The sequence below is a fragment of the Citrobacter sp. CK194 genome, assembly GCF_030333395.1.
Lineage (GTDB): Bacteria > Pseudomonadota > Gammaproteobacteria > Enterobacterales > Enterobacteriaceae > Citrobacter_B > Citrobacter_B koseri.
Genome location: NZ_JAOWGA010000015.1, coordinates 52,036 through 65,610, shown reverse-complemented (window position 1 = coordinate 65,610; position 13,575 = coordinate 52,036). Strand labels below are relative to the sequence as shown.

The following is a 13,575-nucleotide window of genomic DNA, read 5'->3' as shown; positions in this document are numbered from 1 at the left end:
ACGCGGATCATAGCAAACCCACCAAAAGCGGAATATCAGCAAATTCCTGGAGTTATTTCAACCTATTGACTTTTAATTTTAAATGGGAATTAATTTTTACTACGTTACATAAATGTAAATAAACGGCAATTCACATTGCCGAAACCGTGCTGTATATCGCACAATGGCACCAGATTTCACTGCATAGATTCTCACGATGAGCAAATCATTACAAAAACCCACCATTTTGAAAGTTGAAACTGTCGCGAAATCCCGGCTGTTTAACGTCGAAAGTGTGGATCTCGAATTCAGCAACGGCGTGCGCCGCGTCTATGAGCGTATGCGTCCGTCCACTCGTGAAGCGGTAATGATTGTGCCGATCGTAGACGATCACCTGATTCTGATCCGTGAATATGCCGTGGGCACGGAGTCTTATGAGCTGGGGTTCTCCAAAGGGTTGATCGACCCTGGCGAAACCGTTTTTGAAGCGGCGAACCGCGAACTGAAAGAAGAAGTTGGGTTTGGCGCGAACGATCTGACGTTCCTCAAAAAGCTCAGCATGGCACCGTCCTATTTTTCCAGCAAAATGAACATTGTGATAGCGGAAGACCTCTATCCTGAATCACTGGAAGGCGACGAGCCGGAACCGCTGCCGCAGGTGCGCTGGCCGCTGACGCATTTAATGGATCTGCTGGAAGAACCGGATTTCAGTGAAGCGCGAAACGTCAGCGCGCTGTTCCTGGTCCGTGAGTGGCTGAAGGGGCAGGGGCGGTTGTAATTTATATTGCCGGATGGCGGCTGACGTTTTACCTGGCCTACAACAAAATGTAGGCCGGATAAGACGTCTCAGGCGTCGCCATCCGGCAAAAGATCAAAACAGTTCGTGTGTCTCACCGTTATCGATAATGGTGGTGCCCACCTCATGCACCGCCTGCTGCGTTGGCTGAGTGCCTTCGATAAAGTATTCCGCGCGGCTGTTACCGCCGTTTGCCAGTTGCCCGGTGCTTCTGTCGATATTGATCGTCACGATGCCCGGAGGCGGCGTCAACGGCTCTTCAGGAACCCCTTCCAGCACGGCTTTCATGTAAGCATCCCATGCGGGTTGCGCACTTTTCGCGCCGCCTTCATAACCAGAAATCTGGTCTTTGATCGCCCCGGACGCGGTAGTGCGCCCCAGATCGCGACGATGATCGTCAAAGCCGATCCACACAGAAGTCACCACGCCCGGGCCGTAACCGGAGAACCAGGCATCTTTCGAGCTGTTGGTGGTCCCGGTTTTTCCGCCGATATCATGACGTTGCAGGTCGCGACCCGCGCGCCAGCCGGTGCCCATCCAGCCGGGTTCGCCGAAGATGTTGCTGTTCAGCGCGCTCTTAATCAGGAAGGCCAGCGGCGTGTTGATCACATGCGGAGCATATTCCTGCATTCCGCTTTGCGCCACTAACGCCTGGTTAGCCTGCTCCAGTTTTGGCATTGGCACGGTGGCGTTTTGCTGCTCCTGAGAGATGGCGACATCTTCAACGTTATTGTTTTCCAGCACGTTGGATTTTTGGGTATCACCGTAAATGACCGGGATATCGCAATCCGGGCAGGCGATTTTCGGCTTCGCTTCGAAGATCACGCCGCCCTGGTCGGTCTCTATCTTGCTGATGAAATACGGGTCTACCAGGAAGCCGCCGTTAGACATTACCGCATAACCGCGCGCCACCTGCATTGGGGTGAAGGACGCGGAGCCTAGCGCCAGCGATTCGGTATGCACGATGTTCTGCGCCGGGAAACCGAAGCGTTGCAGATACTCTGCGGCGTAATCCACGCCCATCGCGCGCATCGCCCGCACCATCACTACGTTTTTCGACTGACCCAGACCCTGACGTAAGCGGATTGGCCCGGCATACTGCGGCGGGGAGTTTTTTGGCCGCCAGTCGGAACCGGCGCCTGCGTCCCAGCGGGAAATCGGCACGTCGTTCAGCATACTCGCCAGCGTCAGACCTTTATCCATCGCGGCGGTATAGAGGAACGGTTTGATGTTCGACCCGACCTGACGCAGCGCCTGCGTGGCGCGGTTGAATTTACTCTGGTTGAAGTCAAAACCGCCGACCAGCGCCAGAACCGCGCCGTTTTGCGGGTTGATGGAAACCAGCGCCGAGTTCACATCCGGGACTTGCGCCAGCCACCAGGCATCACCCATCTGGCGAACCCAGATTTGTTGGCCTGTCTGTACGGCGTCGGTCACTTTACGCGGCGTCGGGCCCTGTTGGGTATCCGAACGGTAAGGGCGCGCCCAGCGTACGCCTTCCATCCGCAGCGACACGGAGGTGCCATCAGCGAGCATCGCGGTGGCTTCCTGCGGATTCGCGCCGGTAATGACGGCGGGCAGCAACGGCCCGTAGGTTGGCAGGGCTTTCAGCGTGTCGGTGATTTTTTTGTTGTCCCAGGCGGTTTCGCCTACTTTCCACAGCACGTTCGACGGCCCGCGATAGCCGTGGCGCATGTCGTAGTCCAGCACGTTGTTACGCACGGCTTGCTGCGCCGCCTGCTGTACTTTGCGGGTGATTGTGGTGTAAATGCGATACCCGTCTTCATAGGCGCTTTCGCCATAACGGCTGTACATTTCCTGGCGCACCATTTCCGACAGATACGGCGCTGAGAACGCGATTTCCGGCGCATGGTAATTGGCGTCAATCGCTTCGCCGCGCGCCTGATCGTACTGCGCCTGGGTGATGTAGCCTTCGCTCAACATACGAGACAGCACCACGTTACGACGCGCCGTCGCCCGATCCATCGAGTAGAGCGGGTTAAATGTGGAAGGGGCTTTCGGCAGACCGGCAATCACCGCCATTTCGCTCAGGGTGAGCTGATCGACCGTCTTACCGAAATAGACCTGCGCCGCCGCGCCGACGCCGTAGGCACGGTAGCCGAGGTAGATCTTGTTCAGGTAAAGTTCGAGGATCTCATCTTTGCTCAGCATCTGCTCAATGCGGATTGCCAGGAACGCTTCCTTAATTTTACGCATCAGCGTGCGTTCCGGGCTCAGGAAGAAGTTTCTCGCCAGTTGCTGGGTGATGGTACTTGCCCCCTGTGAGGCATGGCCTGAGAACAGCGCGACGCTGGCCGCACGGAAGATCCCTACCGGATCGACGCCATGATGCTCGTAAAAGCGGCTGTCTTCCGTAGCGATAAAGGCTTTAACCATTTCCGGCGGCATCTGGTCAAGCGTGACCGGGATACGACGTTTCTCGCCATACTGCGCGATCAGCTCGCCATCCGCGCTGTAAACCTGCATCGGAATCTGCAAACGCACGTCTTTTAAGGTCGCGACGTCAGGTAGTTGCGGCTCGATATAGCGGTAGAGGCCATAAATAGAGCCTGCTCCCAGCAGGATGCAACATACTGCAAGGATCAATAAATACTTTACGAACTTCACTGGAGATTTCCCATTTAGTGTCATTTGGGCAGTTTATAAACAAACGCGCGGTAGTATAAAGGCAAGCCAGACGCATTGATATACCCGTAAGAGCGACCATTGATAAGGAGATCATAAGCAATGGCTTTCAGGTTCTGGCAAATTGGCCTTCATATTCAGCAGCATGAGGCGCTGGCTGTCGCCGTGGTTCGCGGCGCGTCAGGCTGGTCTTTACAACGCTGGTGGCGGGTGCCGCTGGCGGGACGTACCTTCGTTGACGGGCATCTCCGCGAGCCAGAACAGCTCGTCGATGCATTGCTTCCGTGGCGTCGTTCGCTTCCTCACCGGCATCATATTTATCTCTCTTTCCCTGCCAGCCGGACGCTGCAAAAGCATTTTCCGCGCCCGGAAATGGCGCTGCGCGAACGTGAACAAACGGCGTGGCTGACCGGCGCGATGGCGCGTGAGCTGGATATGCCCCCCGACGCCCTGCGCTTTGACTATCGCGAAGATACCCTGACTCCGGCATTTAACGTGACCGCCGCCCAAAGCAAGGAGGTGGCGACCTTATTAACGCTGGCGCAAAAACTGAAAATGCAGGTGACGGCGATTACGCCGGATGCCTGCGCATTACAGCGCTTTATTCCTTATCTGCTGGCGCACCAGCAGTGTCTGGCCTGGCGTGACGAAGAACAGTGGCTGTGGGCGACGCGCTATGCGTGGGGACGAAAACCGCTACAAGAGGCGGCCTGCGCCAACAGTCTTGCCGCGACGTTGTCCATTGCGCCGGAAAGTCTGACGGTGTGCGGCGCGGGCGGCTTCGAACCCTGGTGCGCGGTTGCCATTCGCCAGCCTCCCGTTCCGCCGGAAGGCCATACCTTTGCCATCGCGCTGGGATTAGCAATGGGGGCGCCGTGCTGATGAGTCATCCGGTCAACTTTTTGCCCTGGCGCCAGTCCCGGCGGCGCGAATGTCTGCGATTCTGGAGCGTTATGTTCAGCGGTTCACTGCTGCTGGCCATTGCGCTGGCGTGCATCCATGAGGTTACGCTCACGGCGCAAAAACGGGCGGATGCGCAGTGGCCGATCGCAGAGAAAGAGCGCGCGGCCGCGCTGCTGGCGATCCAACCCCGCTTACAGCAGCGGCAGACCGCGTGGCAGCAAGCGTTGCAGCGGCAAACGGAATATGAGCAGACGCGGCGCTGGCAGAGCGTGCTGGAAGGGATGGCGGCGCTGTTGCCCGAGCAGGCGTGGCTAACCCGGTTATCCTGGCAGCAGGGAACGCTGGAACTTGAGGGATACGCGACGACATTTCTCGCGTTAAACACGCTGGAAACCGCGCTGCGTCGTCATCCTGATTTCCCGTTAGCCGGGAGTGGGGCAACGCAGCAGGATGCGCAGGGACGTTGGCAATTTCATTACCCGTTAAAAAGGAGCCTCGCAGATGGCCGCGCTTTTTGACCTCTGGTGCGGGTTATTGCCGCGAACCCGCCTCTTCTGCTGGTTAGGCTGGAGCCTGGGGCTGGGATTACTGGCGTGTTTATGTGCGTTTTCTTCGGGTGCGCAGCAACAGGAGCGGCAACGAACGGCGCTGGCGCAACAGCGGGCGGCTATCGACCGGCAGTGGCGAAGCCTGCGCCAGATCGCCGCATCAATGGATATGTCTCGTTTAGCGTCGGCCAGCAAGCGCGTGCCTTTTTCCCCTCTGGATTTTCAGCGCTCTCCGGTACGCCTCCTTCACTGGCAGCCTTCCGCGCAGGGAGGCGAGCTGGCGCTGGCATCCTCCTGGGAGGCGGTTCCACAACTGTTCAGTCGGCTGGCGGAGCGCGGCATACGCATCAACCGCTTTTCGCTTGTTCCGCAGGAGACGGAACTGCTGTTGACGCTACAGCTGGAGCGGCTGACTGATGACTAAGCGCTGGCTGTTGGTCTGTAGCTGCCTGCTGATGCTGACCGGAATGCGCGACCCCTTCAAACCGCCGGAGGACCGATGCCGGATCGCTGAACTGCCGATGTGGCGTTACCAGGGCGTGGTGAGTCAGGGAGAGCGCCTGACTGGCATTCTCAAAGACAGCCAGCAGAAGTGGCGGCGCGTCGAACAATATCAGGTGCTGGAGAACGGCTGGACGATTTCCCGACTGACGGCAGACAGCATAACGCTTGAGACCGGTAAAGGCTGTGAACCGTCGCAGTGGCGGTGGCAACGACAAGGAGAAGTGAATGAAGCGATGGATAGCCGCAGCGTTGATCGCCGTGATGCCCGCCGTACAGGCGGGGAAAGCGCAAAACGTGACGCTGGTGGTGGATGATGTTCCTGTTGTTCAGGTATTGCAGGCGCTTGCCGCGCAGGAGAAGAAGAATCTGGTGGTCTCGCCTGACGTCAGCGGTTCGCTGTCGCTGAGTCTGACGGATGTGCCGTGGAAGCAGGCGGTGCAGACGGTCATAAAAAGCGCCGGGCTGGTGCTGCGCCAGGAGGGGAATATTCTGCATGTTCACTCGGTTCACTGGCAAAACGAAAACGCCGCGCGGCAGGAGGCCGAGCAGGCAAGGATTCGGGCCAACTTACCGCTGGAGGATCGCAGTATTTCTCTGCAATACGCCGATGCCTCCGAACTGGCAAAAGCGGGAGAAAAACTGCTGAGCGCCAAAGGCAGTATGACGGTAGATAAGCGCACCAACCGGTTATTGCTTCGGGATAACAACGTTGCGCTGGCGGCGCTGGAAACGTGGGCGGCGCAAATGGATCTCCCCGTTGAGCAGGTTGAACTGGCGGCGCATATCGTCACCATAAATGAAAAAAGCCTGCGTGAGCTGGGGGTAAAGTGGACGCTGGCGGACGCGCAACAGGCCGGGTCGCCAGGGCAGGTGACGTCGCTTGCCAGCGATCTTTCCGTCGCGGCCGCCACGTCTCGCGTCGGGTTTAACATCGGGCGCATCAACGGTCGCTTGTTGGATCTTGAGCTTTCCGCCCTGGAGCAGAAGCAGCAACTTGATATTATCGCCAGCCCACGACTGCTGGCTTCGCACCTGCAACCCGCCAGTATTAAGCAGGGGAGCGAAATCCCGTATCAGGTCTCCAGCGGCGAGAGCGGGGCGACGTCCGTGGAGTTTAAAGAAGCGGTGCTGGGGATGGAGGTGACGCCCACCGTTTTGCCGAAGGGGCGCATTCGCCTGAAGCTTCACATCAGCCAGAACGTTCCCGGTCAGGTGCTACAGCAGGCGGATGGCGAAGTGCTGGCGATCGATAAGCAGGAGATCGACACGCAGGTCGAGGTTAAAAGCGGCGAAACGCTGGCGCTGGGCGGCATCTTTTCGCGCAAGAACAAATCCGCTAAAGATAGCGTCCCGCTGTTAGGCGATATCCCCTGGCTTGGTTCCCTTTTCAGCCATGATGGAAAAGAGAACGAGCGGCGCGAACTGGTGGTGTTCATTACCCCCAGACTGGTTGCGGCAGAATAATTTATGCCTGAAATCGCGCTGTTTTTGCACTGAACACGTTTCAGGGATTTGACGTGGGGGTGTATTTAGCATACAAGGAGTACCGATTTGAGAGTTGGTTCTTCTCGTCGCTATCCGGCGACGCTGCCTCCGGGGTTGTCTACAATATGTCTTGGTAATTTATTCAGTTGCCAAACCCGTTGGAGTATTGAGATAATTTTCAGTCTGACTCTCGCAATATCTTATGAGGTTTCAGTTCATGTCCTGCTGCGCAAGGTGTCTGCGACGCGGGTTTATCATTAACGAATTGTCTTAGTAGTACCGAAAAAATGGCAGAGAAACGCAATATCTTTCTGGTTGGGCCTATGGGTGCCGGAAAAAGCACTATTGGGCGCCAGTTAGCTCAACAACTCAATATGGAATTTTACGATTCTGATCAAGAGATTGAGAAACGAACCGGAGCTGATGTGGGCTGGGTCTTCGATGTAGAAGGTGAAGACGGCTTCCGTGATCGCGAAGAAAAAGTCATCAACGAGTTGACGGAAAAACAGGGTATTGTGCTGGCAACCGGCGGTGGCTCTGTAAAATCACGTGAAACGCGTAACCGTCTCTCCGCGCGTGGCGTCGTGGTGTATCTTGAAACGACAATCGAAAAACAACTTGCGCGTACGCAGCGCGACAAGAAACGCCCGCTGTTGCAGGTAGAAGCTCCGCCTCGTGAAGTTCTGGAAGCGTTGGCCAACGAACGCAATCCTCTGTATGAAGAGATTGCCGACGTGACCATTCGTACCGACGATCAGAGCGCTAAGGTCGTGGCAAACCAGATTATTCATATGCTGGAAAGCAACTGATTCTGGCTTAATACATACTCGGTAAGCGGGTACAAGTAACTAAGGTGGATGTCGCGTCATGGAGAGGATTACAGTTACTCTCGGGGAACGTAGTTACCCTATCACCATCGCGGCTGGTTTGTTTAACGAACCAGCTTCATTCTTACCGCTGAAATCGGGCGATCAGGTTATGTTGGTGACCAACGAAACCCTGGCTCCCCTTTACCTTGATAAGATCCGTAGCGTACTTGAACAGGCGGGGGTTAACGTAGATAGCGTTATCCTGCCCGATGGCGAAAAGTATAAAAGCCTGACGGTACTTGATACGGTTTTCACCGCGTTACTGCAAAAACCGCACGGTCGCGATACCACGCTGGTTGCCCTCGGCGGCGGCGTGATTGGCGACCTTACCGGTTTCGCCGCCGCCAGCTATCAGCGTGGCGTGCGCTTTATCCAGGTCCCGACGACATTGCTGTCGCAGGTCGACTCCTCCGTAGGCGGGAAAACCGCTGTAAACCATCCCCTCGGCAAGAACATGATCGGCGCGTTCTACCAGCCTGCTTCTGTGGTGGTGGATCTCGACTGTCTGAAAACGCTTCCTGCGCGTGAGCTGGCATCGGGTCTGGCGGAAGTGATCAAATACGGCATCATTCTTGACGGTGAATTTTTCACCTGGCTTGAGGACAATCTGGACGCGTTATTACGTCTGGAAGGTCCGGCAATGGCGTACTGTATCCGCCGTTGTTGTGAGCTGAAAGCCGAAGTTGTCGCAGCAGACGAGCGTGAAACGGGCTTACGTGCTTTACTGAATCTGGGACATACCTTTGGTCATGCCATTGAAGCTGAAATGGGTTATGGCAATTGGTTACACGGTGAAGCCGTCGCCGCTGGTATGGTGATGGCGGCGCGCACGTCAGAGCGTCTCGGTCAGTTTAGCGCTGCGGATACGCAACGCATTATTACGCTGCTCCAGCGCGCAGGTCTGCCTGTTCACGGGCCGCGTGAGATGTCTGCTCAGGCGTATTTGCCACACATGCTGCGCGATAAGAAAGTCCTGGCGGGCGAGATGCGCTTAGTGCTCCCGCTGGCGATAGGGAAAAGTGAAGTACGCGGCGGAGTGCCGCACGAAATCGTTCTCAGCGCTATTGCTGACTGTCAGCAGGCGTAACAACAAGAAAGGTCGGACTGATACTGCACGGTATTGGTCATTTAAATTCAGGTTAACTGCAACGTCGTAAGCATTAACCTTTGAGTGGGGTGTTAAATGGATGAATTCAAACCAGAAGACGAGCTGAAACCCGATCCCAGCGATCGTCGTACTGGTCGTACTCGTCAATCTTCTGAACGCGATAATGATCCACAGATCAATTTCGATGACGTCGACCTGGATACGGACGATCGTCGTCCAGGGCGTGCGCGAAAGGCGCGTGAGGAAGAGCAGTACAGCGAAGACGATTATGAATCCGATGATGCAGTGGATGAAGAGCGCGTAGAGCGTCGTCCCCGCAAACGTAAGAAAGCCGCCAGCAAACCCGCTTCCCGTCAGTACATCATGATGGGTGTCGGCGTTCTGGTGTTGCTGCTGTTGATCATCGGTATTGGTTCCGCGCTGAAAGCCCCTTCACCCTCCTCTTCCAGCGATCAAACGGCGTCTGCCGAGAAAAGCATCGATCTTTCCGGCAATAACGCGACCGATCAGGCGAGCGCCACGCAGCCTGCGCCAGACGCTGAACAGACCGCCGGAAACACGCAGCAGGATGTTTCTCTGCCGCCGATCGCCTCAACGCCAACGCAGGGTCAGGCACCTGCCGCGACCGAAGGCCAACAGCGTGTGGAAGTTCAGGGCGATCTGAACAATGCGCTGACTCAGCCGCAGGGTCAGGAACAGGTTAACAATGTGGTGGCGAACTCCACGCTGCCGACGGAACCAGCCACCGTTGCGCCAATCCGCAACGGCAATGCGCCGCGTCAGACGGCGACGACGCAATCGGGCGAGCGTCAGACCACTACGCGCCCGGAACGTAAGCAGGTTGTGATTGAGCCGAAGAAACCGCAGACCACCGCGAAAGCGACGCCAGTGGAACCGAAGCCGACCACGCAGCCGAAACGTAGCGAACCTGCCGCGCCGGTCGCGACGACGAAAGCGCCAGCAACTTCCGCGCCAGCGGCAACGACCGCGCCGAAAGCCACCGCCAGCACTGCGCCAGCGCAAACCACAGCGGCAGCCGGCAGTGCGGCTGGTACGAAAAGCACAGGTAACGTGGGTTCGCTGAAGTCTGCGCCTTCCAGCCATTACACCCTGCAACTCAGCAGTTCTTCTAACTACGACAACCTGAACGGTTGGGCGAAGAAAGAAAACCTGAAAAACTATGTGGTGTATCAGACGACGCGTAACGGTCAGCCGTGGTATGTTCTGGTAACGGGTGTGTATGCGTCTAAAGATGATGCCAAACGTGCGGTGTCTACGTTGCCAGCCGATGTGCAGGCGAAAAACCCGTGGGCAAAACCGTTGCATCAGGTGCAGGCCGATCTGAAGTAATAGTCATGTTAAAGCGCAGGATGCTGTCGGAGCTTTCTCCACAGCCGGAGAAGGTGTAATTAGTTAGTCAGCATGAAAAAGAATCGCGCTTTTCTGAAGTGGGCAGGGGGGAAATACCCCCTGCTTGATGACATCAAACGGCATTTACCGAAAGGTGAATGTCTGGTTGAGCCCTTTGTGGGTGCCGGGTCGGTGTTTCTTAACACCGACTTTTCTCGTTATATTCTTGCCGATATTAATAGTGACCTTATCAGCCTCTATAAAATCGTGAAGTCGCGTACTGAAGAGTATGTGCGGGCTTCCCGCGAGCTGTTTACGCCTGAGACGAATCAGGCCGAGGTTTACTATCAACTCCGTGAAGAGTTCAATACGAGCCGGGAGTCGTTCCGTCGCGCGGTCCTGTTCTTATACCTGAACCGCTATGGTTACAATGGCCTGTGCCGCTATAACTTGCGTGGGGAGTTTAACGTGCCGTTTGGCCGTTACAAAAAGCCCTACTTCCCGGAGACGGAGTTGTACCATTTTGCCAAAAAAGCGCAGAATGCAGAGTTTCATTGCCTTTCGTATGAAGAGTGTATGGATCGTGCTGATAGCAATTCTGTGGTCTATTGCGATCCGCCTTACGCACCGCTTTCTGCGACGGCGAATTTCACCGCTTATCATACCAATAGCTTCAGCCCAAAAGAGCAGGCGCGCCTGGCGGAGATGGCAGAAAAGCTGGTCAGCAAGCGGATCCCGGTGTTAATTTCGAACCATGACACGCCCGATACCCGCGAGTGGTACAAAGCGGCGAAACATTTTCAGGTCAAAGTGCGTCGCAGTATAAGCAGCAATGGCGGCACACGTAAAAAGGTGGACGAACTGCTGGCTCTGTACCAACCAGGAGTCGTAACGCCTGCGAAAAAATAATTCTCAAGGAGAAGCGGATGAAACAGTATTTGATTGCCCCCTCAATTCTGTCGGCTGATTTTGCCCGCCTGGGTGAGGACACCGCGAAAGTGCTGGCTGCTGGTGCGGATGTCGTGCATTTTGACGTCATGGACAACCACTATGTGCCGAACCTGACCATCGGCCCGATGGTGCTGAAATCCCTGCGCAAATACGGTATTACCGCCCCCATCGACGTGCATTTGATGGTGAAGCCGGTTGACCGCATCGTGCCGGATTTCGCCGCAGCGGGCGCCAGCATCATTACGTTTCATCCCGAAGCCTCCGAGCATGTCGATCGTACCTTGCAGCTGATTAAAGAAAACGGCTGTAAAGCGGGTCTGGTGTTTAACCCGGCCACGCCGCTGAGTTATCTGGATTACGTGATGGATAAGCTGGATGTGATCCTGCTGATGTCCGTCAACCCGGGTTTTGGCGGCCAGTCTTTTATTCCGCACACGCTGGAGAAGCTGCGTGAAGTGCGCCGTCGTATTGATGAGTCAGGTTATGACATTCGCCTGGAAGTGGACGGCGGCGTCAAGGTGAACAACATCGGCGAAATCGCCGCGGCGGGCGCAGACATGTTTGTGGCAGGCTCCGCGATTTTCGACCAACCAGACTACAAAAAAGTCATTGATGAAATGCGCAGTGAACTGGCAAAGGTAAGTCATGGATAAATTGCAGGATATTCGGGGTGTCGCCTTTGACCTCGACGGCACGCTGGTCGACAGCGCGCCGGGATTAGCCGCTGCGGTAGATATGGCGTTATACGCGCTGGAACTGCCTACCGCTGGCGAAGATCGCGTAATTACCTGGATTGGTAACGGCGCGGATGTATTGATGGAGCGTGCGCTCGCCTGGGCTCGCCAGGAACGCGCTACGTTACGTAAAACAATGGGCAAACCGCCTGTTGATGATGAGATCCCCGCCGAAGAGCAGGTGCGTATTTTGCGTAAGCTGTTCGACCGCTACTATGGCGATGTGGCGGAAGAAGGGACGTTCCTGTTCCCGCACGTAGCCGATACGCTGGGCGCGCTGCATGCCAAAGGGCTGCCGCTTGGACTGGTGACCAATAAGCCGACGCCGTTTGTGGCGCCGCTGCTTGAAGCGCTGGATATCGCCAAATACTTCAGCGTGGTCATTGGCGGCGACGATGTGCAGAACAAAAAGCCGCATCCCGATCCGCTGCTGCTGGTGGCAAAGCGGATGAGCGTCGCGCCTGAACAGATGCTCTTTGTGGGCGATTCGCGTAACGACATTCAGGCTGCAAAAGCGGCTGGCTGCCCGTCGGTCGGCCTCACGTACGGCTACAACTATGGCGAATCAATCGCTCTTAGCCAGCCGGATGTGATTTACGACACTATTAATGACCTTCTGCCCGCTCTCGGGCTTCCGCATAGCGAAAATCAGGAATCGAAAAATGACTAAGCCCATCGTTTTTAGTGGCGCACAGCCCTCAGGTGAATTGACCATTGGCAACTATATGGGTGCGCTGCGTCAGTGGGTGAACATGCAGGATGACTATCATTGCATTTACTGCATCGTTGACCAGCATGCGATCACCGTGCGTCAGGATGCACAGCAGCTGCGTAAGGCGACGCTGGATACGCTGGCGCTCTACCTGGCGTGTGGTATCGATCCTGAGAAAAGCACCATCTTTGTTCAGTCCCATGTGCCGGAGCACGCGCAGCTGGGCTGGGCGCTGAACTGCTACACCTATTTCGGCGAACTGAGCCGGATGACCCAGTTCAAAGACAAATCCGCGCGCTATGCCGAGAACATCAACGCCGGTCTGTTTGATTACCCGGTTCTGATGGCGGCAGACATTTTGCTGTATCAAACGAATCAGGTGCCGGTGGGTGAAGATCAGAAACAGCATCTGGAATTGAGCCGCGACATCGCGCAGCGTTTTAACGCGCTGTATGGCGATATCTTTAACGTTCCTGAGCCGTTTATTCCAAAATCCGGCGCGCGCGTGATGTCACTGCTGGAACCGACCAAAAAGATGTCCAAGTCGGACGATAACCGTAACAACGTCATCGGCCTGCTGGAAGACCCGAAATCGGTGGTGAAAAAAATCAAACGTGCGGTGACGGATTCCGACGAGCCGCCGGTAGTGCGCTACGACATCCAGAATAAAGCGGGGGTGTCTAACCTGCTGGATATCCTCTCCGCCGTAACCGGCCAGAGCATCCCTGAGCTGGAGCAGCATTTCGAAGGCAAGATGTATGGTCATCTGAAAGGTGAAGTGGCTGAAGCTGTTTCCGGTATGCTGACCGAGTTGCAGGAGCGTTATCATCGCTTCCGCAGCGACGAAGCCTTCTTGCAGAAAGTGATGAAAGAAGGGGCGGAAAAAGCCAGCGCCCGTGCTTCCGAAACGCTGAAAGCGGTCTACGAAGCGATCGGCTTTGTCGCCAAGCCGTAATGCGCACCGCGCCGTAGGCCAGATAAGGCGTTTAC

14 protein-coding genes are annotated in these 13,575 nt (G+C 56.1%); 13 read left to right on the top strand and 1 reads right to left on the bottom strand.

What is annotated here, in order from left to right:
• The first annotated feature begins 196 nt into the window (after positions 1-196).
• A complete protein-coding gene (gene nudE / locus OGX80_RS05830; RefSeq protein WP_012135506.1) occupies positions 197-757 on the top strand; it encodes an ADP compounds hydrolase NudE in 561 nt (186 codons plus the stop codon).
• Between the two features lie 93 nt (positions 758-850).
• Here nudE and mrcA read toward each other — a convergent pair whose 3' ends face one another.
• Positions 851-3,403, bottom strand: a complete 2,553-nt coding sequence (gene mrcA / locus OGX80_RS05825) for a peptidoglycan glycosyltransferase/peptidoglycan DD-transpeptidase MrcA (RefSeq protein ID WP_047460696.1) — start codon at positions 3,401-3,403, stop codon at positions 851-853.
• Between the two features lie 120 nt (positions 3,404-3,523).
• On the opposite strand from mrcA, the gene OGX80_RS05820 reads away from it, so the two are divergent.
• The 12 genes from OGX80_RS05820 to trpS all read left to right on the top strand — a co-directional run bounded on the left by OGX80_RS05820 (position 3,524) and on the right by trpS (position 13,540).
• A complete protein-coding gene (locus OGX80_RS05820) occupies positions 3,524-4,303 on the top strand; it encodes a type IV pilus biogenesis protein PilM (RefSeq protein WP_115181034.1) in 780 nt (259 codons plus the stop codon).
• Positions 4,303-4,842, top strand: a complete 540-nt coding sequence (locus OGX80_RS05815; RefSeq protein WP_150333871.1) for a PilN domain-containing protein — start codon at positions 4,303-4,305, stop codon at positions 4,840-4,842. Before OGX80_RS05820 ends, OGX80_RS05815 begins: the two co-directional genes overlap by 1 nt.
• Positions 4,826-5,296: a HofO family protein gene (locus OGX80_RS05810; protein ID WP_115181035.1), complete on the top strand. Its 471-nt coding sequence runs from the start codon at positions 4,826-4,828 to the stop codon at positions 5,294-5,296. Before OGX80_RS05815 ends, OGX80_RS05810 begins: the two co-directional genes overlap by 17 nt.
• Entirely contained in the window at positions 5,289-5,690 is a 402-nt protein-coding gene (locus OGX80_RS05805) for a DUF2531 family protein (RefSeq protein ID WP_012135501.1), read from the top strand. Before OGX80_RS05810 ends, OGX80_RS05805 begins: the two co-directional genes overlap by 8 nt.
• A complete protein-coding gene (hofQ, locus tag OGX80_RS05800; RefSeq protein WP_115181036.1) occupies positions 5,602-6,840 on the top strand; it encodes a DNA uptake porin HofQ in 1,239 nt (412 codons plus the stop codon). The genes OGX80_RS05805 and hofQ overlap by 89 nt, the downstream gene beginning before the upstream one ends.
• Positions 6,841-7,148: 308 nt before the next feature.
• Entirely contained in the window at positions 7,149-7,670 is a 522-nt protein-coding gene (gene aroK / locus OGX80_RS05795) for a shikimate kinase AroK (protein ID WP_012135498.1), read from the top strand.
• Positions 7,671-7,728: 58 nt separating this feature from the next.
• Positions 7,729-8,817 (top strand): 3-dehydroquinate synthase, encoded by a 1,089-nt coding sequence (gene aroB / locus OGX80_RS05790; protein WP_047460717.1) that lies wholly within the window; start codon positions 7,729-7,731, stop codon positions 8,815-8,817.
• 96 nt (positions 8,818-8,913) lie between these two features.
• Complete coding sequence (gene damX / locus OGX80_RS05785) at positions 8,914-10,188, top strand: cell division protein DamX (RefSeq protein WP_115181037.1); 1,275 nt, start codon at positions 8,914-8,916, stop codon at positions 10,186-10,188.
• A gap of 72 nt (positions 10,189-10,260) precedes the next feature.
• Positions 10,261-11,097 carry an adenine-specific DNA-methyltransferase gene (dam, locus tag OGX80_RS05780; protein WP_115181038.1) on the top strand — a complete coding sequence of 279 codons (837 nt, stop codon included), beginning with the start codon at positions 10,261-10,263 and terminating at the stop codon, positions 11,095-11,097.
• 17 nt (positions 11,098-11,114) lie between these two features.
• Complete coding sequence (rpe, locus tag OGX80_RS05775; protein ID WP_012135493.1) at positions 11,115-11,792, top strand: ribulose-phosphate 3-epimerase; 678 nt, start codon at positions 11,115-11,117, stop codon at positions 11,790-11,792.
• Positions 11,785-12,543 carry a phosphoglycolate phosphatase gene (gene gph / locus OGX80_RS05770; protein ID WP_115181039.1) on the top strand — a complete coding sequence of 253 codons (759 nt, stop codon included), beginning with the start codon at positions 11,785-11,787 and terminating at the stop codon, positions 12,541-12,543. Before rpe ends, gph begins: the two co-directional genes overlap by 8 nt.
• Positions 12,536-13,540 carry a tryptophan--tRNA ligase gene (gene trpS, locus OGX80_RS05765; protein ID WP_012135491.1) on the top strand — a complete coding sequence of 335 codons (1,005 nt, stop codon included), beginning with the start codon at positions 12,536-12,538 and terminating at the stop codon, positions 13,538-13,540. The genes gph and trpS overlap by 8 nt, the downstream gene beginning before the upstream one ends.
• Positions 13,541-13,575 lie beyond the last annotated feature (35 nt).